The 21,679-nt window shown below is 64.6% G+C and carries 21 protein-coding genes; 20 read left to right on the top strand and 1 reads right to left on the bottom strand.

Features of this window, described 5'->3' with window-relative positions; genetic code table 11:
• The first annotated feature begins 31 nt into the window (after positions 1-31).
• The 3 genes from mscK to trxC all read left to right on the top strand — a co-directional run bounded on the left by mscK (position 32) and on the right by trxC (position 5,435).
• On the top strand, positions 32-3,340 hold the full coding sequence (gene mscK / locus VXM67_RS03910; RefSeq protein ID WP_027907922.1) for a mechanosensitive channel MscK: 3,309 nt from the start codon (positions 32-34) through the stop codon (positions 3,338-3,340).
• 152 nt (positions 3,341-3,492) lie between these two features.
• A complete protein-coding gene (gene selO / locus VXM67_RS03905; protein WP_023378257.1) occupies positions 3,493-4,953 on the top strand; it encodes a protein adenylyltransferase SelO in 1,461 nt (486 codons plus the stop codon).
• A 47-nt stretch (positions 4,954-5,000) separates the two neighbouring features.
• Complete coding sequence (gene trxC / locus VXM67_RS03900) at positions 5,001-5,435, top strand: thioredoxin TrxC (RefSeq protein ID WP_023378256.1); 435 nt, start codon at positions 5,001-5,003, stop codon at positions 5,433-5,435.
• A gap of 201 nt (positions 5,436-5,636) precedes the next feature.
• On the opposite strand, the gene VXM67_RS03895 is transcribed toward trxC, so the two are convergent.
• Positions 5,637-6,410, bottom strand: a complete 774-nt coding sequence (locus VXM67_RS03895) for a ParA family protein (RefSeq protein ID WP_023378255.1) — start codon at positions 6,408-6,410, stop codon at positions 5,637-5,639.
• 320 nt (positions 6,411-6,730) lie between these two features.
• Here VXM67_RS03895 and VXM67_RS03890 point away from each other — a divergent pair, with 320 nt between their 5' ends.
• From VXM67_RS03890 to VXM67_RS03810, 17 genes are read left to right on the top strand one after another with little or no spacing between them, the layout of a single operon-like run.
• A complete protein-coding gene (locus VXM67_RS03890) occupies positions 6,731-7,447 on the top strand; it encodes a beta-ketoacyl synthase chain length factor (RefSeq protein WP_367237506.1) in 717 nt (238 codons plus the stop codon).
• Positions 7,423-8,241 carry a 1-acyl-sn-glycerol-3-phosphate acyltransferase gene (locus VXM67_RS03885; RefSeq protein ID WP_023378253.1) on the top strand — a complete coding sequence of 273 codons (819 nt, stop codon included), beginning with the start codon at positions 7,423-7,425 and terminating at the stop codon, positions 8,239-8,241. The genes VXM67_RS03890 and VXM67_RS03885 overlap by 25 nt, the downstream gene beginning before the upstream one ends.
• A complete protein-coding gene (locus VXM67_RS03880; RefSeq protein WP_023378252.1) occupies positions 8,210-8,482 on the top strand; it encodes a phosphopantetheine-binding protein in 273 nt (90 codons plus the stop codon). Before VXM67_RS03885 ends, VXM67_RS03880 begins: the two co-directional genes overlap by 32 nt.
• 9 nt (positions 8,483-8,491) lie before the next feature.
• Entirely contained in the window at positions 8,492-8,746 is a 255-nt protein-coding gene (locus VXM67_RS03875) for an acyl carrier protein (RefSeq protein ID WP_023378251.1), read from the top strand.
• On the top strand, positions 8,743-9,288 hold the full coding sequence (locus VXM67_RS03870; RefSeq protein ID WP_027907920.1) for a membrane protein: 546 nt from the start codon (positions 8,743-8,745) through the stop codon (positions 9,286-9,288). Before VXM67_RS03875 ends, VXM67_RS03870 begins: the two co-directional genes overlap by 4 nt.
• Positions 9,285-10,964: an AMP-binding protein gene (locus VXM67_RS03865; RefSeq protein WP_027907919.1), complete on the top strand. Its 1,680-nt coding sequence runs from the start codon at positions 9,285-9,287 to the stop codon at positions 10,962-10,964. Before VXM67_RS03870 ends, VXM67_RS03865 begins: the two co-directional genes overlap by 4 nt.
• Positions 10,957-11,691, top strand: coding sequence for a glycosyltransferase family 2 protein (locus VXM67_RS03860; protein WP_023378248.1), 735 nt, complete (start codon positions 10,957-10,959; stop codon positions 11,689-11,691). Before VXM67_RS03865 ends, VXM67_RS03860 begins: the two co-directional genes overlap by 8 nt.
• The gene (locus VXM67_RS03855) at positions 11,688-12,629 is read left to right on the top strand and encodes a hypothetical protein (protein ID WP_023378247.1); all 942 of its coding nucleotides are present in this window, start codon (positions 11,688-11,690) and stop codon (positions 12,627-12,629) included. Before VXM67_RS03860 ends, VXM67_RS03855 begins: the two co-directional genes overlap by 4 nt.
• Positions 12,610-14,154, top strand: a complete 1,545-nt coding sequence (hutH, locus tag VXM67_RS03850) for a histidine ammonia-lyase (protein WP_027907918.1) — start codon at positions 12,610-12,612, stop codon at positions 14,152-14,154. The genes VXM67_RS03855 and hutH overlap by 20 nt, the downstream gene beginning before the upstream one ends.
• The gene (locus VXM67_RS03845; protein WP_023378245.1) at positions 14,147-14,572 is read left to right on the top strand and encodes a thioesterase family protein; all 426 of its coding nucleotides are present in this window, start codon (positions 14,147-14,149) and stop codon (positions 14,570-14,572) included. The genes hutH and VXM67_RS03845 overlap by 8 nt, the downstream gene beginning before the upstream one ends.
• A complete protein-coding gene (locus VXM67_RS03840; RefSeq protein WP_023378244.1) occupies positions 14,569-15,279 on the top strand; it encodes an outer membrane lipoprotein carrier protein LolA in 711 nt (236 codons plus the stop codon). The genes VXM67_RS03845 and VXM67_RS03840 overlap by 4 nt, the downstream gene beginning before the upstream one ends.
• The gene (locus VXM67_RS03835; RefSeq protein WP_023378243.1) at positions 15,269-17,578 is read left to right on the top strand and encodes an MMPL family transporter; all 2,310 of its coding nucleotides are present in this window, start codon (positions 15,269-15,271) and stop codon (positions 17,576-17,578) included. The genes VXM67_RS03840 and VXM67_RS03835 overlap by 11 nt, the downstream gene beginning before the upstream one ends.
• Positions 17,575-18,060, top strand: coding sequence for a hypothetical protein (locus tag VXM67_RS03830; RefSeq protein WP_023378242.1), 486 nt, complete (start codon positions 17,575-17,577; stop codon positions 18,058-18,060). Before VXM67_RS03835 ends, VXM67_RS03830 begins: the two co-directional genes overlap by 4 nt.
• Positions 18,057-19,250: a beta-ketoacyl-[acyl-carrier-protein] synthase family protein gene (locus tag VXM67_RS03825; RefSeq protein WP_367237505.1), complete on the top strand. Its 1,194-nt coding sequence runs from the start codon at positions 18,057-18,059 to the stop codon at positions 19,248-19,250. Before VXM67_RS03830 ends, VXM67_RS03825 begins: the two co-directional genes overlap by 4 nt.
• Positions 19,247-19,717 carry a hotdog family protein gene (locus VXM67_RS03820; protein WP_023378240.1) on the top strand — a complete coding sequence of 157 codons (471 nt, stop codon included), beginning with the start codon at positions 19,247-19,249 and terminating at the stop codon, positions 19,715-19,717. The genes VXM67_RS03825 and VXM67_RS03820 overlap by 4 nt, the downstream gene beginning before the upstream one ends.
• Positions 19,710-20,438, top strand: a complete 729-nt coding sequence (gene fabG / locus VXM67_RS03815) for a 3-oxoacyl-ACP reductase FabG (protein WP_023378239.1) — start codon at positions 19,710-19,712, stop codon at positions 20,436-20,438. The genes VXM67_RS03820 and fabG overlap by 8 nt, the downstream gene beginning before the upstream one ends.
• Entirely contained in the window at positions 20,438-21,664 is a 1,227-nt protein-coding gene (locus VXM67_RS03810; protein ID WP_023378238.1) for a beta-ketoacyl-ACP synthase, read from the top strand. Before fabG ends, VXM67_RS03810 begins: the two co-directional genes overlap by 1 nt.
• Positions 21,665-21,679: the final 15 nt, after the last annotated feature.

The following is a 21,679-nucleotide window of genomic DNA, read 5'->3' as shown; positions in this document are numbered from 1 at the left end:
GATTCTGCCCGATCCACAATGTAGTCTGCCTATGTCCCTGCGCGCGCACCTTCGCGCAGCCCTGCTCGGGCTGTGCCTGTCCCTCTCGTTCGCGGCCACCGCGGCCGAGGTCCCGACCACCGCCAGCATCCAGAACAGCCTCGACAAGATCGCCGAGCGCAAATTGCCCGAGGCCGAACAGAAGGCCCTGCAGCAGGTTCTCGAACAGACCCTGAGCCTGCTGGCCAGCAAGGAAGACAGCGAGAAGAAGCTCACTGCGCTGAAGCAACAACTGGCCACAGCGCCGAAAGAAACCACCGACAGCCAACGCGAACTGGCCAAGCTCAAGGACAGCAAGCCACTGCCGGTGGCCCAGCGCTATGCCAACTTCACAGTGCCTCAGCTTGAACAACTGCTCAGCGAGCGCAGCACCCAACAAGGCGAGTTGCAAAAGGCCTTGTCCGAAGCCAACAGCCTGATCATCAGTTCGCAGACCCGGCCGGAGCGGGCCCAGGCCGAAATCAGCAACAACCAGACCCGCACCCAGCAGATCAACAGCAGCCTCAAGAACGGCAAGGACAACGGCAAGCCACTCAACGCCGACCAACGCAACCAGCTCAACGCCGAGCTGGCATCGCTCAATGCCCTGACCCTGCTGCGTCGCCAGGAGCTGGCCGGCAACGGCTTGCTGCAAGACCTGGGCAACGCCCGGCACGACCTGTTGATCGAACGCGCAGCGCGCCTTGAGCAGGAAATCCAGGACCTGCAGACGCTGATCAACGACAAGCGCCTGGCCCAGTCCCAGCAGACCGTCACCCAGCAGTCGATCGAGGCGCAGAAGGCTGGCGGCAGCACCTTGTTGGCCAACGAGAGTGCCGCCAACCTCAAGCTCTCCGACTATCTGCTCAAGAGCACCGACCGCCTCAACGAGCTGACCCAGCAGAACCTGCGCACCAAACAGCAACTCGACAGCCTGACCCAGGCCGACCAAGCCCTGGATGAACAGATCAACGTGCTCAAGGGCAGCCTGCTGCTGTCGAAGATCCTCTACAAGCAGAAGCAGGCACTGCCGCACCTGAAGCTCGACCGCGACCTGGCCGACCAGATCGCCGACATTCGCCTGTACCAGTTCGAGATCAACCAGCAACGCGAGCAGATGAGCAGCCCGGTGAGCTATGTCGACAAGCTGCTGGCCAACCAGCCGCCGGACGACGTCACCCCGCAACTGCGCAAGGCCCTGCTGGAAGTGGCGATCACCCGCAGCGACCTGCTCGAACGCTTGAACCGCGAACTGTCGGCGTTGCTCAATGAGTCGATCACCCTGCAACTGAACCAGAAGCAGTTGCTCAGCACCGCACAAGGGCTGCGCACCACCCTCGAAGAGCAGATGTTCTGGATTCCCAGCAACAAGCCGCTGGATTGGGACTGGCTGCGCTACGTACCCGAGCGCTTCACCGCTCAGGTTGCCAGCCTGCCCTGGGGGTCGGGCCTCAAGGAGCTGGCCGACGGCTTGGGCCAGCGACCGCTGTTGTTCCTGCCATTGCTGCTGGTGATTGGCGGGCTGCTGTGGCGACGCAAGTACCTCTACCAGCGCCTGGGCAAGGTGCATCAGGACATCGGCCACTTCCGCCGCGACAGCCAGTGGCACACGCCGCAGGCCATCCTTATCAACATCCTCCTTGCCATGCCAGTCAGCTTGGGCCTGGCCTTGTGCAGCTATGCCTTGCAGATCGATGCACGTGGTCAGAACGCCAACCTCGGCGCGGCGCTGTGGCAGCTGGCACAGGCGTGGCTTGTGTTCTACACCGCCTACCGCATCCTCGCCCCGGGTGGCGTGGCGGAAATTCACTTCCGCTGGTACAAGCCGCAGGTCGAGTTCCTGCGGGGCTGGGTGCGCCGCCTGGGCTCCGTGGTGCTGGCTTTGGTCGGTGTGGTGGCGGTCGCCGAGCACCAGCCCTCGGCACTGGCCGACGATGTGCTAGGCATCGGCGTGGTGCTGGCGTGCTACGCACTGATGGCCTGGTTGCTCAGCCGCCTGCTGCTGAGTAGCCCTGCTCACCGCGACACGTCGCTGTTCCGCAAGGCCGTCGGGGTTGCCTTCACCGCCCTGCCCATCGCCTTGTTCGTGGCGGTGTGCTTCGGCTACTACTACACCGCCCTGAAGCTTACCGATCGCCTGATCTACACCCTGTACCTGCTGCTGTTCTGGCTGGTGATCGAAGCCGCCTTCGTGCGCGGCCTGTCGGTTGCCGCGCGGCGCCTGGCGTACCAGCGTGCCCTGAGCAAACGTGCGGCGGCCAAGGAGGGCCTCGATGGCGAGGTCGTCACCGAAGAGCCGACCCTGGATATCGAACAGGTCAACCAGCAGTCCCTGCGCCTGATCCGACTGGCCTTGCTCGGTGGTTTCATCGCCGGCCTGTACTGGGTTTGGGCAGACCTCATCTCGGTGTTCGCATACCTGAACAACTTCACCTTGTACGAATACACCAGCGGCACCGGCGCCAACGCCAGCATGGTGCCCATCAGCCTGGGCGACCTGCTGGGCGCGCTGGTGATCGTGGGCATTACCTTCGCCCTCGCCCGCAACCTGCCCGGTTTGCTGGAGGTGCTGGTACTGTCACGCCTGAACCTGGCGCAAGGCAGTGCCTATGCCACCACCACGCTGCTGTCGTACACCATTGTCGGCGTCGGTATCGTGACTACGCTGTCGACCCTTGGCGTGAGCTGGGACAAGCTGCAATGGCTGGTGGCGGCGCTGTCGGTTGGCTTGGGCTTCGGCATGCAGGAAATCTTCGCCAACTTCATCTCCGGCATCATGATCCTGTTCGAGCGCCCGGTACGAATCGGCGACACCATCACCATCGGCAATCTGTCCGGCACGGTGAGCAAGATCCGCATCCGCGCCACCACCATCACCGACTTCGACCGCAAGGACATCATCGTCCCCAACAAGACCTTCATCACCGGCCAGCTGATCAACTGGTCGCTGACGGACACGGTCACCCGGGTAACCCTGAAGCTGGGTATCGACTACGGTTCGGACCTGGACCTGGTCCGTGAGATTCTGCTCAAGGGCGCCCATGAGAACCCGCGGGTACTCAAGGACCCTGAGCCGATCGTGTACTTCCTCAACTTCGGCGAAAGCTCGCTCGACCACGAACTGCGCATGCATGTGCGCGACCTGGGCGACCGCAACCCGACCCTGGATGAGATCAACCGCTACATCAACCGTGAGTTCAAGGCACACAACATCAAGATCTCGGTACGCCAGGTCGAGGTGTTCCTGATAGATCCCAAGGGTGGCAAGCAGCAGCTGATTCCGATGGAGCAACCGAAACCGGATGGAGCTCAACCGGCCTGAGTGGGTTCGAATCCTTTATGCTGTGCACAATCCCTGCGAGGGCGATGCCCTCGATCACAGGCGATCCCGCTCCTGCAACTGCCCTGTGGGGAGCAGGCTCGCCAGCGATTGGGCCGTGAAGCGGCCCCAGGCACCCCACTCAGGAGCCGCCCGTGAAAACCCTCGACCAACTCAGCTTCGACAACCGCTTCGCCCGCCTGGGCGATGCGTTCTCCACCCAGGTACTGCCCGAGCCCATCGCCGAGCCGCGCCTGGTAGTGGCGAGCGAGTCGGCCATGGCACTGCTCGACCTCGACCCAACAGAGGCCCAATCCCCGCTGTTCGCCGAGCTGTTCAGCGGTCACAAGCTGTGGGAAGAAGCCGACCCGCGAGCGATGGTGTATTCAGGCCACCAGTTCGGCTCCTACAATCCGCGCCTGGGCGATGGCCGCGGCCTGCTGTTGGCCGAGGTACTGAACGATGCCGGCGAGCACTGGGACCTGCACCTCAAGGGTGCCGGCCAGACGCCGTACTCGCGCATGGGCGACGGCCGCGCCGTGTTGCGCTCGTCGATCCGCGAGTTCCTCGCCTCCGAGGCCCTGCACGCCCTCGGCATTCCCAGCAGCCGAGCCTTGTGCGTGGTAGGTTCGAGCACTCCAGTGTGGCGCGAAACCCGCGAAAGCGCCGCTATGCTGATGCGTCTGGCGCCAAGCCACGTTCGCTTTGGTCATTTCGAGTACTTTTACTACACCCGCCAACCCGAGCAGCAGCGCATACTCCTCGACCATGTACTGGAACAGCACTACCCCGAGTGCCGCGAGGCCGAACAGCCTTACCTTGCGATGTTCCGTACCATCGTCGAGCGCAATGCCGAACTGATCGCCCGCTGGCAGGCCTATGGCTTCTGTCACGGGGTGATGAACACCGACAACATGTCGATCCTCGGCATCACCTTCGACTTTGGCCCTTACGCCTTCCTCGACGACTTCGACGCCAACTTCATCTGCAACCACTCCGATGACCGTGGCCGCTACAGCTACAGCAACCAGGTACCTATCGCCCATTGGAACCTCAGCGCGCTGGCCCAGGCCTTGACCACGGTGATCGAGGTGGAACCGCTCAAACAAGCGCTGGAATTGTTCCTGCCGTTGTACCAGGCACATTACCTGGACCTGATGCGGCGGCGCCTGGGCCTGACCACTGCCGAGGATGACGACCTGGCGCTGGTCGAACGACTGCTGCAGCGTATGCAAAGCGGTGGCGTGGACTACAACCTGTTCTTCCGCAGGCTGGGCGAGCAACCGGTGGCCGATGCCTTGAAGGCGGTGCGCGACGATTTCGTCGACCTGGCCGGCTTCGATGCCTGGGGCGTGGACTACCTGGCGCGCTGCCAACGGGAAGCCGGTAATGCCGACGGACGGCGTGAACGCATGCATGCGGTGAACCCGCTGTATGTGCTGCGTAACTATTTGGCGCAGAAAGCTATCGAAGCGGCCGAGGCAGGGGATTACAGTGAAGTGAGGCGACTGCACCTGGTGCTGAGCCGGCCGTTCGACGAACAACCCGGCATGCAGGCCTATGCCGAACGGCCACCTGAGTGGGGCAAGCACCTGGAAATCAGCTGCTCGTCCTGATTCACACGGCCGGCGACAAGGCCAGAACAAACACCCAAGGAGCCCTAATGTCCGACCCGCTGCTGATCCCCTGCCCCCACTGCAACGGCCTCAACCGCCTGCCCGCCGCCCGCCTAGGCGACGCGCCCAAATGCGGGCGTTGCAAACAGGACGTGCTGCTGAGCAAACCCTTCGCGCTCACCGAAAGCAGCTATGCCAGCCAGATCAAAGGCGACTTGCCACTGCTGCTGGACGTCTGGGCGGACTGGTGCGGCCCCTGCAAATCCTTCGCCCCCACCTTCGAACAGGCCGCTCGCCAGCTTCAGGGCCGCTGCCGCCTGGCCAAGCTCGACAGCGAAGCCAACCGCAACCTGGCAGGCCAGTTGGGCATCCGCTCGATCCCCAGCCTGATCCTGTTCAAGAACGGCCGCGAAGTCGCCCGCCAGGCCGGGGCGTTTCCACTGCAGACACTGCTGGAATGGCTGCGCAGCCAGGGGGTTTAGGGTCGGCTGTGAGATCGAGCGCCGCCCGCGCGGCGCATCGCGAGCAAAGCTCGCCACGTTTGTTTCGGGCCAATGATGCCTGTAACAGTCGCGCGCGGCCGCCTTTTTGATTTGACTCGATACCGCGCCGTACGCCTGTAGGAGCGAGCCTCGCTCGCGATGCGCCGCGCAGGCGGCGCTCGCTCTGGCAGGCGTCGCAGATCACCCATTTTCCTCAAGAAGGTCATGCAACTCGACAAACTGCTGCGTGAGCTTGTGCCGTGGCTCCAAGTGGATCAGCGGCAGGCTGGCATGGTGCGATTCGCGCATCTTCACCGAACTGCCCAGATATACCGGTAACACCGGAAGACCCTCGGCCAGCAGTTCGTCGAGCATCTGCTGAGGCAGGCTGGCGCGGGACTGGAACTGATTGACCACGATGCCTTCGACCACCAGGTCCTCGTTGTGGTCGTCCTTGAGCTCTTCGATCTCGGCCAGCAGGCCATACAGCGCCTGGCGCGAGAAACTGTCGCAATCGAAGGGAATAAGCACGCGATCAGCGGCAATCAGCGCAGAAACCGCATAAAAATTGAGTGCAGGGGGCGTATCGATGTAGATGCGCTCGTAGTCCTCGTCCAGATCGTCGAGCAACTTACGCAGCTTGTTGATCTTGTGCTTGGCCTCGAGCTTGGGCTGAAGGTCGGCCAGTTCGGCCGTCGCCGTCACCACATGAAGGTTGTCAAACGGCGTTTCGTAGATATCGACCTTGTTCTTCTTGCTGAACGGGCCGCTGGACAGGCTCTGCTTGAAGAAGTCGGCAATGCCCATGGGAATGTCCTCGCCGGTGAGGCCGGTGAGGTACTGAGTCGAATTCGCCTGGGCATCCAGGTCGATCAACAGGGTCCGGTAACCTTCGCTGGCACTGACTGCCGCCAGGTTGCAGGCGATGCTCGACTTGCCCACGCCACCTTTCTGATTGAACACCACGCGCCGCATGAGAGACCTCCGTGTATCAACGAATGCCCGAGTATGTGGCGGCGTCTGCGCAATGACCAGCACCTATTCGCTCAACTTGAGCGAACGGCGACCGACAACCTCTTCATACCGTCCATCGGAAATCACGCAAGCCCGCGGTCGGACTTGACGCAATCGCCTCTGCCCATTGTCTGATGGCAATCAGCTAACCAACATTTGCTACACGCCGCCAGCACCGGGATAATGCGCGCCACTCGGCGATTGCGCCAACCCTGTCAGGTCGTTGTTTCGAGTGATTCCCTCGACAAGGAAGTTCCTCAGGGCGGAAAGTCAACACTATCGTGATCAGCTTCGATATCAGCCAATGGCGCGCCTGGTCCCCAGGGTTGCAGACACCTGCCGACTGGCACGCCTGGGCACACGGCACGCAGCCGTCGCAGAGCGACGGGCCGCCTCCCGATGTTTCGTTTTTGCCGGCCATGCAGCGCCGTCGCCTGAGCCTGCTGGCCCGCATGGCATTTGCCGTCGGCTGGCCGCTGGCCGAGGGCCACGATGCACTGCCGCTGGTGTTCGTCTCGCGCCATGGAGAAACCCCACGGACCTTCGCGATGCTCAGCGAGCTGGCCGCGCAACAGCCGCTGTCGCCCACCCAGTTCAGCCTGTCGGTGCACAATGCGGTGATCGGCCTGTGGTCGATCATGCGCAGTGAAACCAGCGAGATGACCGCGCTGGCAGCCGAGCAGGATGGCTTCGAGCAGGGCGTGATCGAAGCTGCGGCCTTGCTGGCCGAGGGCGCCCCGGCCGTGCTGCTGATCATCACCGAAGAGCGACCACCCGAGGCCTACCGCAACTGGATCGACGACGTACCCTTTTCCTACGCCCTGGGCCTGTTGCTGACATCCGGCCAACAATGGCAGCTCACCCTGGGCCAGACGCCGGCGGGCCAAGGCCCCGCATTGCCCCATGCCCTGAGCTGGCTGCGTGCTTCGCTGACCGACCAGAATACCGTCACCCACACCGTGAAGCGTCGTGTATGGACCTGGCAACGACAGCCGTGAACCGCCCCCGCGATGCCTACTACTGGCGCCTGCTGGCCACCGCCTTGAGCTTTGCCGTATTTGGGCTCGGCGGCCTGTGCCTGCGGCTGCTGGTGTTCCCCCTGTTGGCCTGTATGCCGGGCGGTCGCGAACGCCACCGCCAGCGTGCCCGGCAAACCATCGGTTGGCTGTTCTGGCACTTCATTCGCTTCATGAAGGGCGCTGGCGTCTTGACCTACCAGGTCATTGGCGCCGAACGCCTGGGCCGCCCTGGTCAGCTGATCATCGCCAACCACCCGTCGCTGATCGATGTGGTCTTTCTCATCGGCCTGGTGCGCCAGGCCAATTGCGTGGTCAAGCACAGCCTGTTCGACAACCCATTCACCCGTGGCCCGGTCGGCGAGGCCCAGTACATTGGCAACGACGGCAGCATGGACATGCTCGAAGAAGCCGTGGACGTGTTGCGCCAAGGACAGCCGTTGATCATATTCCCGGAAGGTACGCGCACCCCGCCCGGCCAGGTACCGGCCTTTCATCGCGGCGCCGCCGCGATTGCCTTGCGGGGTGCGAATATCATCACGCCGGTGACCATCAAGGTCAGCCCGACCACCCTGACCAAGAACGAACCCTGGTACCGCATCCCCAGCCGTCGCGTGCACTTCACCCTCACGGTCGGCGCCGATATCGACCCTCAGGCCTTCGCCACACAGGGGCCGGCGCCTCAAGCATCACGCAAGCTGAACGACTACCTGCATCAGTACTACCTCAAGGAGCTCGCCACAGATGAGCGATCCACAACACGACCTGCACCGTGACCTCAAGCAACTGATCATCGACGCCCTCGGCCTTGAAGATATCGGCGTGCAGGACATCGACGACCAGCAACCGCTGTTTGGCGAAGGCCTGGGCCTGGACTCGGTGGATGCACTGGAATTGGGCCTGGCACTGCAGAAGCGCTATGGCTTCAAGATCGACGCCGATGCCAAGGACACCCGCAACCATTTCCGTAACGTCGCCACCTTGGCCGCGTTCGTCACTGCCCGTAAGGCTGCCTGAGACTGCACCATGCAAACCCGCGAAGATATCTTCAATACCCTGCGCGACGCCCTGGTCGAGCTGTTCGAGCTCGACCCCGCCAGCATCAACCTCGATGCCAACCTGTACCAGGACCTGGAAATCGACAGCATCGATGCCATCGACCTGCTCGACCACATCAAGCGCCAGACCGGAAAGAAAATCGCCGCCGAAGACTTCAAGGCAGTGCGTACCGTCAATGACGTGGTCGAAGCGGTGTACCGCCTGGTCAACACCGCGGCATGAAGCGACTGATCGGCCTCGGCCTGTTGCTGGCCGGCGTGCTGTATCCCTTCGCGGTGCATTTCGGCATGGCCCGTTTCGCCCCCTGGCAGTTCGGCGTGCTGCTTGGCGCCCTGTGGCTGGCCCGTGCGCTGAGTACGCCACGTCGCCCGGGCGCTGTGTGGATGGCCGCGGCGGCGCTGGCGTTCTGCGCCGCCCTGGGTCTGTCCGACAGCCAGCAGCTGCTGCGCTGGTACCCAGTGCTGGTCAATGCCTTCATGCTCGTCCTGTTCGGCACCAGCCTGGTGCACGGCATGCCGCTGGTCGAGCGCCTGGCCCGTCTGCAGGAGCCGCAACTTCCCCCGGCAGCGGTGCACTACACCCGCCAGGTAACGCAGGTATGGTGCCTGTTTTTCGTGATCAACGGCCTGATCGCCGCGAGCCTGACCCTGTGGGCGCCACTGCGCTGGTGGACGCTGTACAACGGCGTGATCGCCTATGCCGCAATGGGGCTGCTGTTCGCGGTCGAATGGTGGGTAAGACAACGTGTGCGAGGACGCTCATGAACTGGATCAACCTCGAACACCTGCTGCGCCCGCTGGATGCGCCGCGCCAGGTGAGCCAGTGCCCGAGCCTGGATCATGCCCAGTTGAGCCAACAGGCACTGCGCCTGGCCGGCGGCCTGCGCCAGCGTGGCGTGAAACAGCTGGCTGTGCACCTGGAAGATGCTGCCGAACTCGCCGCCGCCTTGCTGGGTGCCTGGCGCGCCGATGTCGAGGTGTTGCTGCCTTCGGACCTGCAACCGGCGACCCGCGAGCGCTGGCACAGTCAGGTAGACCTGTGGCTCAGCGACCAGCCCGGTGACCTGGACTTCGCCTCCTTGCTCGGCGAGCCGCTAACGCCTGCCGACCTCGACCTGGACCGATGCCGCATCAGCCTGTGCACTTCTGGCTCCAGCGGCGAACCCAAGCGCATCGACAAGTGTCTTCGTCAGCTGGCCAATGAAGTCCAGGCCCTGGAGCGACTGTGGGGCCACACCCTGGGCGATGCATGGATCGTCGGCAGTGTCGCCACCCAGCACATCTACGGGCTGTTGTTCCGCGTGCTCTGGCCGCTGTGTGCCGGGCGCGGCTTCGAACGGCGCCAATTGCCCTTCCCTGAAGACTTGCAGCGCGCCAGCCTGGCCCATCCTGCCTTCGCCTGGGTGGCCAGCCCGGCCCTGCTCAAGCGCATGGGCGACAATCTCGACTGGGCAGCCCTGGGCCAGGTCCGCCAGGTGTTTTCCTCCGGCGGTGAATTGCCGGCCGACGCCGCCCATCGCCTGCAGCAGCGTCTGGGCCAATGGCCGACGGAAATCCTCGGCAGCTCGGAGACAGGTGGTATTGCCTGGCGTCAGGGTGAAGCATTGTGGCAGCCATTTGCCGATGTACGCCTGAGCCAGGACGCACGAGGCGCCTTGTGCATCGCTTCGCCATACTTACCCGCAGGCCATGTCGAGCAGAGTGCTGACGCCGTCGCGTTCGCCGATGACGGGCGCTTCCATCTGCTCGGCCGTCTCGACCGCATCGTCAAGCTGGAAGAGAAACGCATCTCCCTGCCCATGCTCGAACAGGCGCTATGCGCCCACGCCTGGGTCGGTGAAGCCCGGCTGGGCATGGTCGAACACGGCCGCGCCTACCTCGCCGCGCTGGTAGTGCTGACCCCCTCTGGCCTGCACGCGCTGCGCAGCAAGGGCCGCAAGGCGTTGGTCGAGCGCCTGCGGGCGCACCTGGCGGGGCATTGCGAGCCCTTGGCCCTGCCACGACGCTGGCGGTTGCTGCGGCAACTGCCGCTCAATGCGCAGGGCAAACTGCCACGGGCCGACGTCCAGGCCTTGTTGCTGGCGCCGCGCAACATGACGCCTGAGGTGTTGGAGCAGCGCCATGAAGGCGATGAACTGCACCTGACCCTGGTCGTCCCCGTGGACCTGGCATGCTTTGCCGGTCACTTCCCAGAAGCCCCGGTGCTGCCCGGCGTGGTGCAGATCGACTGGGCCATCGCCCTGGCCAGCGAACACCTGCTGCCGGGCTACCGCTTCGCCGGCATGGAAGTGCTCAAGTTCCAGCATGTGGTGCGCCCTGGCGATGAACTGGTGCTGAACCTGCGCTGGGATGGTGAGCGCGGCAAACTGTATTTCGCCTACAGCTGCGCCGGGCAGGCCTGCTCCAGTGGCCGCATCCTGATGGAGACTGCCTGTGCATAAGCCTTGCGCGGTGATCCCGGTGTACAACCACGAACTGGCCGTTCCAGCAGTGGTGGCCGACTTGCTTGACGCGGGCCTGCCCTGCGTGTTGGTCGACGACGCCAGTCATGCGCCTTGCGCCCAGGTGCTGCGCCAACTGGCCCTGCATCCTGACGTGCACCTGGTCACGCTCGCGACCAACCAGGGCAAAGGTGGCGCGGTCATGGCCGGGCTGCGTGAAGCTTCACGGCTGGGGTTCAGCCATGCCTTGCAAGTGGACGCCGACGGCCAGCATGACCTGACCGATGTTCGCCGCTTCCTCGAGCAGTCGCAGGCTTATCCACAGGCGCTGGTATGCGGTTATCCACAGTACGACGCCAGCGTGCCCAAGGGCCGTCTGTATGCCCGTTACCTCACCCACGTGTGGGTATGGATCAACAGCCTGTCGCTGCAGATACCGGACTCGATGTGCGGCTTTCGCGTGTACCCGCTGCCGCCAACCCTGGCGATGATCGATAGCGTCAAACTCGGCCGGCGCATGGACTTCGACCCCGAGATTCTCGTACGCCTGTCGTGGCGCGACCAGCCGATGCGCTGGCTGCCGACCAGGGTCCATTACCCGCAGGACGGCCTGTCGCACTTTCGCCTGTTCCATGACAATGCGCTGATCTCGAAAATGCACGCCAAGCTGTTCTTCGGCATGCTGCTGCGCGCACCGCTGATTCTCTGGCGCAGGTGGCGTGGATGAGCAGCAATCCTTCGCAACACTGGGCCGATCAGCAGGAGCGTGGCAGTTTCTGGCTGATGAAACTGACCGCCGCCCTGGTGCGGCTGTGTGGCCGGCGTGTGCTCGGCCCCCTGATACGCATCATCGTCGCCTACTTCTTCGTGTTCGGCCGCCGCGCCCGGCGCAGTGCCTGGCAGTACCAGCAGCGACTGCATCGCTGGAATGGCGGGCAAACCCCAGCGCCCAGCCAACGCCAGGTATTTCGCCAGTTCATGGCCTTCGCCGACGCCCTGCTGGACAAGCTCGACGTATGGAATGGCCGGCTGCGGCTGGAAGACATCGACATCGTCGACCCCGCTCATCTGCGTCAGCAACTGCGCGGCGAGCGCGGTCAGATGCTGGTGGGTGCGCACCTGGGTAATCTTGAAGTGTGCCGCGCCTTGGCTGAAATCGGCGAGCAGGTGACCATGAACGTGCTGGTCCACACCCGCCATGCCGAGCGCTTCAACCGCCTGCTGGGCGAGGCCGGCGCGACCAACCTGCGACTGATCCAGGTCAGCGAACTGGACCCGGCAGTGATGCTGCAACTCTCCGAGCGCCTGGAGCGGGGCGAGTGGCTGGCCATTGCCGGCGACCGCGTGCCGCTGCACGGCACACGTACGGTCGAGGTGGACTTCCTCGGCCAGCCCGCGCCATTCCCGCAAGGCCCCTGGCTGCTGGCCGGCCTGCTCGATTGCCCGGTCAACCTACTGTTCTGCCTGAAGCGCCAAGGCCGCTACCGCATCACCCTGGAGCCCTTCGCCGAGCGTCTGCAGTGGCGCCGCGGCCAGCGTGACCAGGTGATTGCCCAGTGGGCCTCACGCTATGCCGAACGCCTGGGCCAATACTGCAGTCAGGCGCCATTGCAGTGGTTCAACTTCTACCCCTTCTGGAAGACCGATGACGATGCATCCGCATGAACCTGTCACGTTCGGCGAGTCGCCGCTGGCGATCGAAGACATCCTGGCCCTGGCCGAGTGCCGCGCCTCGGCGCGGCTGCAGGACGATGCCCGGTACCGCGAGCGTATCGCGCGTGGTGCGCGGTTCCTGGACACCTTGCTGGACAAGGAAGGCGTAATCTACGGCGTAACCACCGGCTACGGCGACTCCTGCGTGGTCGCCGTGCCGCTTGAGCATGTGGAGGCCCTGCCACAACACCTTTACACCTTCCATGGGTGTGGCCTGGGCCGCCTGCTGGACGCCCCTGCAACCCGCGCCGTGCTGGCTGCCCGCCTGCGATCGCTGAGCCACGGCGTATCGGGGGTGCGCCTGGAGTTGCTCGAACGTCTGCGTGATTTCCTCGCTCACGACATCCTCCCACTGATTCCCGAAGAAGGCTCGGTGGGCGCCAGCGGAGACTTGACGCCACTGTCCTACGTCGCGGCCACGTTGGCCGGCGAGCGCGAGGTGATGTACCAAGGTCAACGCCGTGGCAGCGCTGACGTGCACCGCGAACTGGGCTGGCAGCCACTGGTGCTGCGGCCCAAGGAAGCCCTGGCGCTGATGAACGGCACCGCGGTGATGACCGGCCTGGCCTGCCTGGCGTTTGCCCGCGCCGACTACCTGCTGAAACTGGCTACGCGCATCACCGCCCTCAACGTCATTGGCCTGCAAGGCAACCCCGAGCATTTCGACGAGCGCCTGTTCGCCGCCAAGCCGCACCCTGGACAGATGCAGGTTGCCGCCTGGCTCCGCCAGGACCTCGCCATCGACGCACCGTTACCGTCCCTGCATCGTCTGCAGGACCGCTATTCGCTGCGCTGCGCACCCCATGTGCTGGGCGTGCTGGCCGACAGCCTGGCCTGGCTGCGGGGCTTCATCGAGACGGAGCTCAACAGCGCCAACGACAACCCGATCATCGACGGCGACGCCGAGCGGGTGCTGCATGGTGGGCACTTCTATGGCGGTCATATCGCCTTCGCCATGGACAGCCTCAAGACCCTGGTCGCCAACGTCGCCGACCTGCTCGACCGCCAGCTCGCATTGTTGGTGGACGTACGTTACAACCATGGCCTGCCCAGCAACCTGTCCGGCGCCGAAGCCGACCGAGCCATGCTCAACCACGGTTTCAAGGCCGTGCAGATCGGTGCCAGCGCCTGGACTGCCGAAGCACTCAAGCAGACCATGCCAGCCAGCGTGTTCTCGCGCTCCACCGAATGCCACAACCAGGACAAGGTGAGCATGGGCACCATCGCCGCCCGTGACGCCTTGCGGGTGCTGGAGCTGACCGAACAGGTCGCCGCCGCAGCCTTGCTGGCAGCCAACCAGGGCGTGTGGCTGCGTGGCCGCCAGGACAACGCACGGCCGTTGCCGCCAGCCTTGGCACAGATGCATCAAGCGCTGGTGGCGGAGTTCGCTCCGGTCGTCGAAGACCGTGCCCTGGAAAGCGACTTGCGCCTGTGCCTGCAACGCATCGCCCAGCGCCACTGGAGGTTGCATGCGTAACCCCGGCGTCTTCCATGTCGACAGCGAAATCGTCGTACCCTTCTTCGACGTCGACAGCATGCACATCGTCTGGCACGGTCACTACGTCAAATACCTCGAAGTGGCCCGCTGCGCGCTGCTCGACCGACTCGAGCACAATTACCTGCAAATGCACGCCAGCGGCTACATCTGGCCGGTGATCGACCTGCAGCTGCGCTACATCCGCGGCGCCACCTTCGGCCAGCGCCTGAAGGTGCGTGCCAGCTTGGTGGAATGGGAAAACCGCCTGAAGATCCATTACCTGATCAGCGATGCCGAGACGGGCGAGCGCATGACCCGCGCCAGCACCGTGCAGGTCGCCGTACATGTGGAAAGCGGCGAGATGCAACTGGCCTCGCCGCAGGTGATGCTCGACGCGGTAGCCAAGGTACTCTCATGAATCGACTCGTCACGACACGCCTGAAGCCACTGCGCGGATTCCGTGGGAGTGGCCTTGCGTCGCGACAGAGGCGCGACGCGGCGCCACCTGCTCACGCCACCCCTGTCCACCCGCTGTTGTGCACGCTCACCGTCCTCATCCTGCTGTTCATCAGCCCGCTGACCCTGGCATTCAGCCTGGACGATCTGCAAAAACAGCTCAGCACGCCCGCAGTCGTCAAAGGCCCGTTCATCCAGGAAAAGCACCTGCGCGCCCTGCCCCAGCCACTGCTGAGCAAGGGCCACTTCATCCTGGCCCGCGACCACGGCCTGCTATGGCTGCTGCAAACCCCGCTGCGCCAGGATTACCGCATTCGCGCCGACGGCATCGCCCGCCGCGATCCGAGCGGCTGGCAAACATTGCCCAGCCGCAGCGCTGGAGCCGAACAAAACCGCCTGTTCTTTGCCGTACTGCAGGGCGACAGCAGTGGCCTGCAACGCGACTTCGACCTGAGCCTGTCGGGCGATGCCGCGCACTGGACATTGCACCTGACGCCTCGCTCGCTGCTGCTCAAGCAGGTATTCAGCGCCATCGAAATCAGCGGTGGCTCGTTCGTCGAGCGCATCGAGCTCAGCGAAACCCAAGGCGACAGCACCGTCCTGCGCATGCCTGAAAGCAGCGCCGAGACTGCCCTGAGCGACAGGGAGCGCCGCGATTTTGCCGATTGAACGCCTGCTCCCACGCGCCTTCCTGGGGTTGTTGCTCATTGTGCTCGCGGTCGCTGGCTGGCAGTGGCACCGTGGGGCGCCGATGTCGGCCGACCTGATGACACTGGTGCCCGGCGCTACCCAAGACCCGCTGGTCAAACGCGCCGAACTGCGCATACAAGAGCCGCTCAACCGCGAAATACTGGTGCTGGTTGGCCACACCGAACGCCAGCAGGCACTCGCCCTCGCCGAGCATCTGGCCGCGCAGTGGCAAGCCAGCGGTTTATTCAGCAGGGTGCAGTGGAACCTGCAAACCGACCTCGCCGCCGTGCGCGAACAGCTGCTGCAAGGGCGGCTGGCCATGCTTGCGCCCCAGGACCGCCAGCAACTGCGCCTCCAGCCAGACGTTTTCATCGAGCAGCGCGTGCAAAGCCTGTTCGACCCCTTCACCGGTTTCAGCCTGGTACCCAGCCAGGACGACTGGCTAGGCCTGACCGGGCGCATCCAGGCCAGCCAACCGAAACCGCCGAACGTAGAATTGGATACCGCCAGCGGCGCGCTGGTGGCCAGCGCCGAGGGCCTGCACTGGGTGCTGCTGCGCGCACGCACCGAGGGCAATGCGTTCGACTTGAACCTGCCGCTGCAAGTGGCCGACCTGGTGGACAAGAGTCGCCAACAAGCGGAGCAATCCGGCGCCCAACTGGTCGCCGCCAGTGGCTTGCTGTATGCCGCCGCCGGGCAACAGCAAGCCAGCCGCGAAATCACCTGGGTCGGTGGCGGCGCAACCCTTGCCATTCTGCTGTTGCTGCTGCTGGCGTTTCGCCGCTGGCGCGGGCTGTTGGCCTTCGTTCCCGTGCTGGTGGGAGTGCTCTTCGGGACGGTGGTGTGCGTAGCGCTGTTCGACCAGATCCATGTCATGACGCTGGTCCTGGGCTCGAGCCTGATTGGTGTAGCCGTGGACTACCCTTTGCACTATCTGTCCAAGAGCTGGAGCCTCAAGCCCTGGCGTAGCTGGCCCGCCTTGCGCCTGACACTTCCAGGCCTGAGCCTGAGCCTGGCGACCAGTTGCATCGGCTACCTTGCCCTGGCGTTCACGCCCTTCCCGGCGCTGACCCAGATTGCCGCGTTTTCCGCCGCGGGCCTGCTCGGAGCCTACCTCTGCGCGGTATGCCTGCTGCCGGCCCTGCTGAACGGTGTGGCACTACGCCCGGCGCACTGGCCGCTACAGGTCGCCGAAACGCTCATGCGCTGGCGTGAACGCCTGCTGCGCAAAATGCCCAGTGCCGTGCTGCTGGTCCTGGTGATGCTGTTCTGCGCTGCCGGCCTGTGGCGCCTCGACAGCCGCAATGACATCCGCCAGTGGGTCAGCAGCCCACCCCAGTTGCTGGCGCAAGCCCAGGCAGTGGCGCGGATCACCGGCTACCAACCCACCAGCCAGTTCTACCTGGTACGTGGCCACGACCCGCAGCAGTTGCTCGACCGCCTGGGGACGCTGTCCGCCAAGCTCGACGAGCTGGTCGAACTGGGTAAGCTCAAGGGCTACATGAGCCTGGACCAGATCGTCGCAAGCCCGGCAGAACAACAGCAGACCCGACAGGCACTGGCCGTCCTGCGCGAGCATTGGCAACCGCTGCAGGCGCTAGGTGTGCCGCAGGCGGCGCTGGAGAACGAGCTGAACCACCTGCTGCAACTACCCACACTGACCGTCGAACAGGTACTGGCGGGACCGCTGGGCGAAGCCTGGCGGCCATTGTGGCTGGGGCGGACCGACTCGGGGGTGGCCGCCATCGTCAGCTTGCAGGGCCTGAACGATACTGCGCTGCTGCGTGTGCAGACCGACGATCTGGAGGGGGTGCAACTGGTGGACCGTCTCGGCGAACTGAACCAGCTATTCGCCGCCACCCAGCTCAGCGCCGCCGAGCTCAAGCTGTTGTCGTGCGTGCTGATCCTGCTGTTGCTGGTGCTGCCATTCGGCCTGCGGGGTGCCCTGCGCATCGTCGCCCTGCCGTTGCTGGCAGCCCTGTGCAGCCTGGCCTGCCTGGGTTGGCTGGGACAACCGCTGACCTTGTTCAGCCTGTTCGGCCTGTTGCTGGTCACCGCCATCAGCGTCGACTACGCGATCCTCATGCACGAGCAGATCGGCGGGGCCGCTGTGAGTCTGCTGGGCACGCTGCTGGCCGCACTCACCACCTGGCTGTCGTTCGGTCTGCTGGCGCTTTCCAGCACACCGGCGGTGAGCAATTTCGGCCTGGCGGTAAGCCTGGGCCTGGTGTTCAGTTTCATACTGGCCCCATGGGCCAAACCCCTGGAGCACGCATGAAACAGCTGCTGCTGATTGCCTTTTGTGCGCTGCTGGGCGCTTGCAGCGCACGCCCACCATTGCCGGCACACCTGCCTACGCTCGACCTGCCGCAGCAGTTGCACGTCCGGCGCGAACAGGCCGGGCAGCAACAAGACTGGCTACTGGTGATTCAACGTGAAGACGGCCACCTGCGCTGGTCGCTGCTCGACCTGCTCGGCATTCCCCAGGCCCGTCAGTTGCTCGAAGGCCAGCGCTGGCAGGCGGATGGCCTTTTACCGCCCAATCCAGCGGCGCGCGAGCTGTTCGCCGCCGTGCTGTTCGCCCTGACTCCGGGCGAGCAATTGCAGGCGCTCTACCCCGGCGCTCGCCAACAGCGCGGGCAACGCTGGCTGGAAGACCGCTGGCACATCGCTTATCGAGACGCCGATGGATTCGACTTGAACCTCGGTGAGGGCCTGCGTTATGTAATTGCCCCTTTGCCCAGCGAGAACCTGCCATGACTGCCTACCTCAACGCCCTGGGCGTGGTCTGCGCGCTGGGCCACGGCCAGGCCGAAGTCGCCGCCCGCCTGTTCGCAGGCGACTGCTCGGGCATGCAGCCCGAGGACGGCTGGATACCCGACCGCCGACCTCCCGTCGGTGCCGTGCCCGGCCAACTGCCCGTACTGCCCTTGCCGGACCAGCACAGCCGCAACAATCAACTGCTGTACAGCGCCGCCCTGCAGATCGAGCCTGCCATCCGCCAGGCCATCGCACGCCATGGTGCACACCGGGTGGCGGTCATACTGGGCACCAGCACCTCGGGAATCGCCGAAGCCACCGAAGGCATTGCCCATTACCTTCGGCAACAGCACTTTCCGGACGACTACCGCTACGCCCAGCAGGCCCTGAGTGCACCGGCCAACTTCCTGGCGGACTGGTTGCAACTGAGCGGCCCGGCCTACGTGATCTCCACCGCTTGCACCTCCAGCGGCCGCGCCCTGGCAAGCGCTCGCCGACTGCTGCGACAGGGTATCTGCGATGCGGTGCTGTGCGGCGGTGTCGACAGCCTGTGCGGTCTTACGCTCAATGGCTTCAGCGCGCTGGAAGCGATCAGCGAGCAGCGCTGCAACCCGTTCTCGATCAACCGCAACGGCATCAATATCGGTGAGGCCGCTGCGCTGTTCCTGATGACCCGTGAAGTCAACAACGAAGGCCCCTCCATCGCCTTGCTCGGGGCCGGCGCCAGTTCCGACGCTCACCACATATCAGCGCCAGACCCGACTGGCGCCGGCGCCTTGCAGTGCATGGCCAAAGCCTTGGACAATGCAGGCCTGGCCCCAACGCAGATCGACTACCTCAACCTGCATGGCACCGCCACGGTGCATAATGACGCCATGGAAAGCCTGGCCGTCAGCGCACTGTTCGGCGCCGACCTGCCGTGTTCGTCGAGCAAGCCCATGACCGGTCACACCCTGGGTGCTGCTGGCGCGCTCGAAGCCGCGTTCTGCTGGCTGACGCTGAGCGAGCACAACCCTGAGGGGCTGCTGCCGCCCCACGTGTGGGATGGCCAGCGCGACCCTGAACTGGCAGCGCTGAACCTCGTCGACGGCCAACAACGGCTGCCAGCGCAGCACCCACGCCGGTTGATGAGCAATTCGTTCGCCTTCGGCGGCAACAATGTCAGTCTGATTCTCGGAGACACCGCATGATCCCCTGGCCACTGGCCGAGCTGTTGCCACACGCTGGCGACATGATTCTGATCGACCAGGTCGACAGCTGCGACGACGAGCAGATTCATGCTCGCGCCACCGTGCGCCACGGCGGCCTGTTCAATCGCGCCGACGGCAGCCTGCCGGCATGGTTCGGGATCGAACTGATGGCCCAGACAGTGGCCGCCTTCGCCGGTTGCCGGGCGCGTCGACAAGGCCAACCGGTGGAGTTGGGTTTCCTGCTCGGCACCCGCAAGTACAGCTGCGATGTAGAACACTTCCCGGCGGGCACCGAACTGCACCTTCACGCCCTGCGTTCACTGGAAGATGACAGCGGCATGGGTGTGTTCGAGTGCCACCTGCGTGGCCCCGGCATCCATGCCACCGCGCGCCTGAATGTCTATCGCCCGCCGCAAACCGCCCATTATCTGGCCGAGGCAGACCCAGAGGAGTCCCCCCATGACTGACACCATCCTGGTCACAGGCTCCAGCCGCGGCATCGGCCGAGCCATCGCCCTGCGCCTGGCCCGTGCAGGCTTCGACCTGGTGCTGCATTGCCGCAGTGGCCGTGCCGAAGCCGACGCGGTTGCCGCCGAGGTCCGGGCTCTGGGCCAGCAGGCACGGGTGCTGCAATTCGACGTGGCTGACCGCACAGCGTGCAAGACCATCCTGGAAGAGGATGTCGAAACCCACGGTGCCTACTATGGCGTGGTGTGCAACGCAGGGCTGACCCGCGACGGCGCGTTCCCGGCACTGACCGACGAGGATTGGGACCAGGTCATGCGCACCAATCTGGACGGCTTCTACAACGTCTTGCATCCCCTGACGATGCCCATGATCCGCCGCCGCGCGCCGGGCCGCATCGTCTGCATCACCTCGGTGTCGGGGTTGATCGGCAACCGTGGCCAGGTCAACTACAGTGCCTCCAAAGCCGGCCTGATCGGCGCCGCCAAGGCGCTGGCCATCGAGCTGGGCAAACGACGCATCACTGTCAACTGCGTGGCCCCTGGCCTGATCGACACAGCCATGCTCGACGAGCATGTGCCCGTGGACGAGTTGCTCAAGATGATCCCGGCCGGGCGCATGGGCACGGCCGAAGAAGTTGCCGGGGCGGTGAACTTCCTGATGTCGCCTGAAGCCGCGTACATCACCCGCCAGGTCCTGGCGGTCAATGGAGGGTTGTGCTGATGCGCCGTGTCGTGGTCACCGGCATGGCCGGCATCACCTCCTTGGGCAATGACTGGGCCACCATCGCCGGGCATTTCGCCAGCCAGCGCAGCGGGATCCGCCGCATGGACGAGTGGGACCGTTATGCAGAGCTCAATACCCGCCTGGCCGGCCCGGTCGATGACTTCAAGGTCCCCAGCCACTGGACCCGCAAGCAGCTGCGCAGCATGGGCCGTGTCTCGCGCCTGGCGGTCGCTGGCGCCGAGCGCGCCCTGGCCGACGCCGGGCTGCTCGACGACCCGAGCATCCGCGATGGACGCATGGGGGTAGCCTGCGGCTCATCCACCGGCAGCACCGACGAGATCAAGACCTTCGGCAACATGCTGATGAACGCAGTGGCCGACGGCCTGAACGCCAACTCCTACGTGCGCATGATGCCCCACACCACTGCCGCCAATATCAGCATCTTCTTCGGCCTCACCGGACGCCTGATCCCCACTTCCAGCGCCTGCACCAGCGGCAGCCAGGGCATCGGCTATGCCTACGAGGCGATCAAGTACGGTCGTCTGCCGATGATGCTCGCCGGGGGTGCCGAGGAGCTATGCCCCACCGAAGCCATGGTGTTCGATGCGCTGTACGCCACCAGCCTCAAGAACGATACGCCGCACCTGACCCCAAGGCCCTACGACCTCGACCGCGACGGCCTGGTGATTGGCGAAGGCGCAGGGATGCTGGTGCTCGAAGAGCTGGAGCACGCCTTGGCGCGGGGGGCGAAGATCTATGCCGAGGTGGTGGGCTTTGGCAGCAATGCCGATGGCCAGCACATCACCCGACCGGAGCAGGCCACCATGCGCCGAGCCATGGAACTGGCGCTGGAAGACGCCGCCCTGGCACCCGACGCTATCGGCTACGTCAACGGCCACGGCACCGCCACCGAACAGGGTGACATCGCCGAAACCCTGGCCACCAGCAGCCTGTTCGGCCCACGCATGCCCATCAGCTCGCAGAAGAGTTTCCTAGGCCACACCTTGGGCGCCTGCGGTGCACTGGAGTCGTGGTTCAGCATCGAGATGATGAACAGCGACCGCTACGTGCATACCCTCAACCTCGATCGCATCGACCCGCGCTGTGGCGAGCTGGACTACCTGACCGGCGGTTTTCGCACCATGAGCCACGAGTACGTGATGAACAACAACTTTGCCTTTGGTGGGGTCAACACTTCGCTGATCTTCCGTCGCTGGGGCTGACCAAGCGCCGGCGAT

The sequence above is a fragment of the Pseudomonas sp. Rh2 genome (assembly GCF_040762985.1).
GTDB lineage: Bacteria > Pseudomonadota > Gammaproteobacteria > Pseudomonadales > Pseudomonadaceae > Aquipseudomonas > Aquipseudomonas taiwanensis.
The sequence above is the reverse complement of the archived record's forward strand: the minus strand, read 5'-3'. Positions and strand labels throughout refer to the sequence as shown.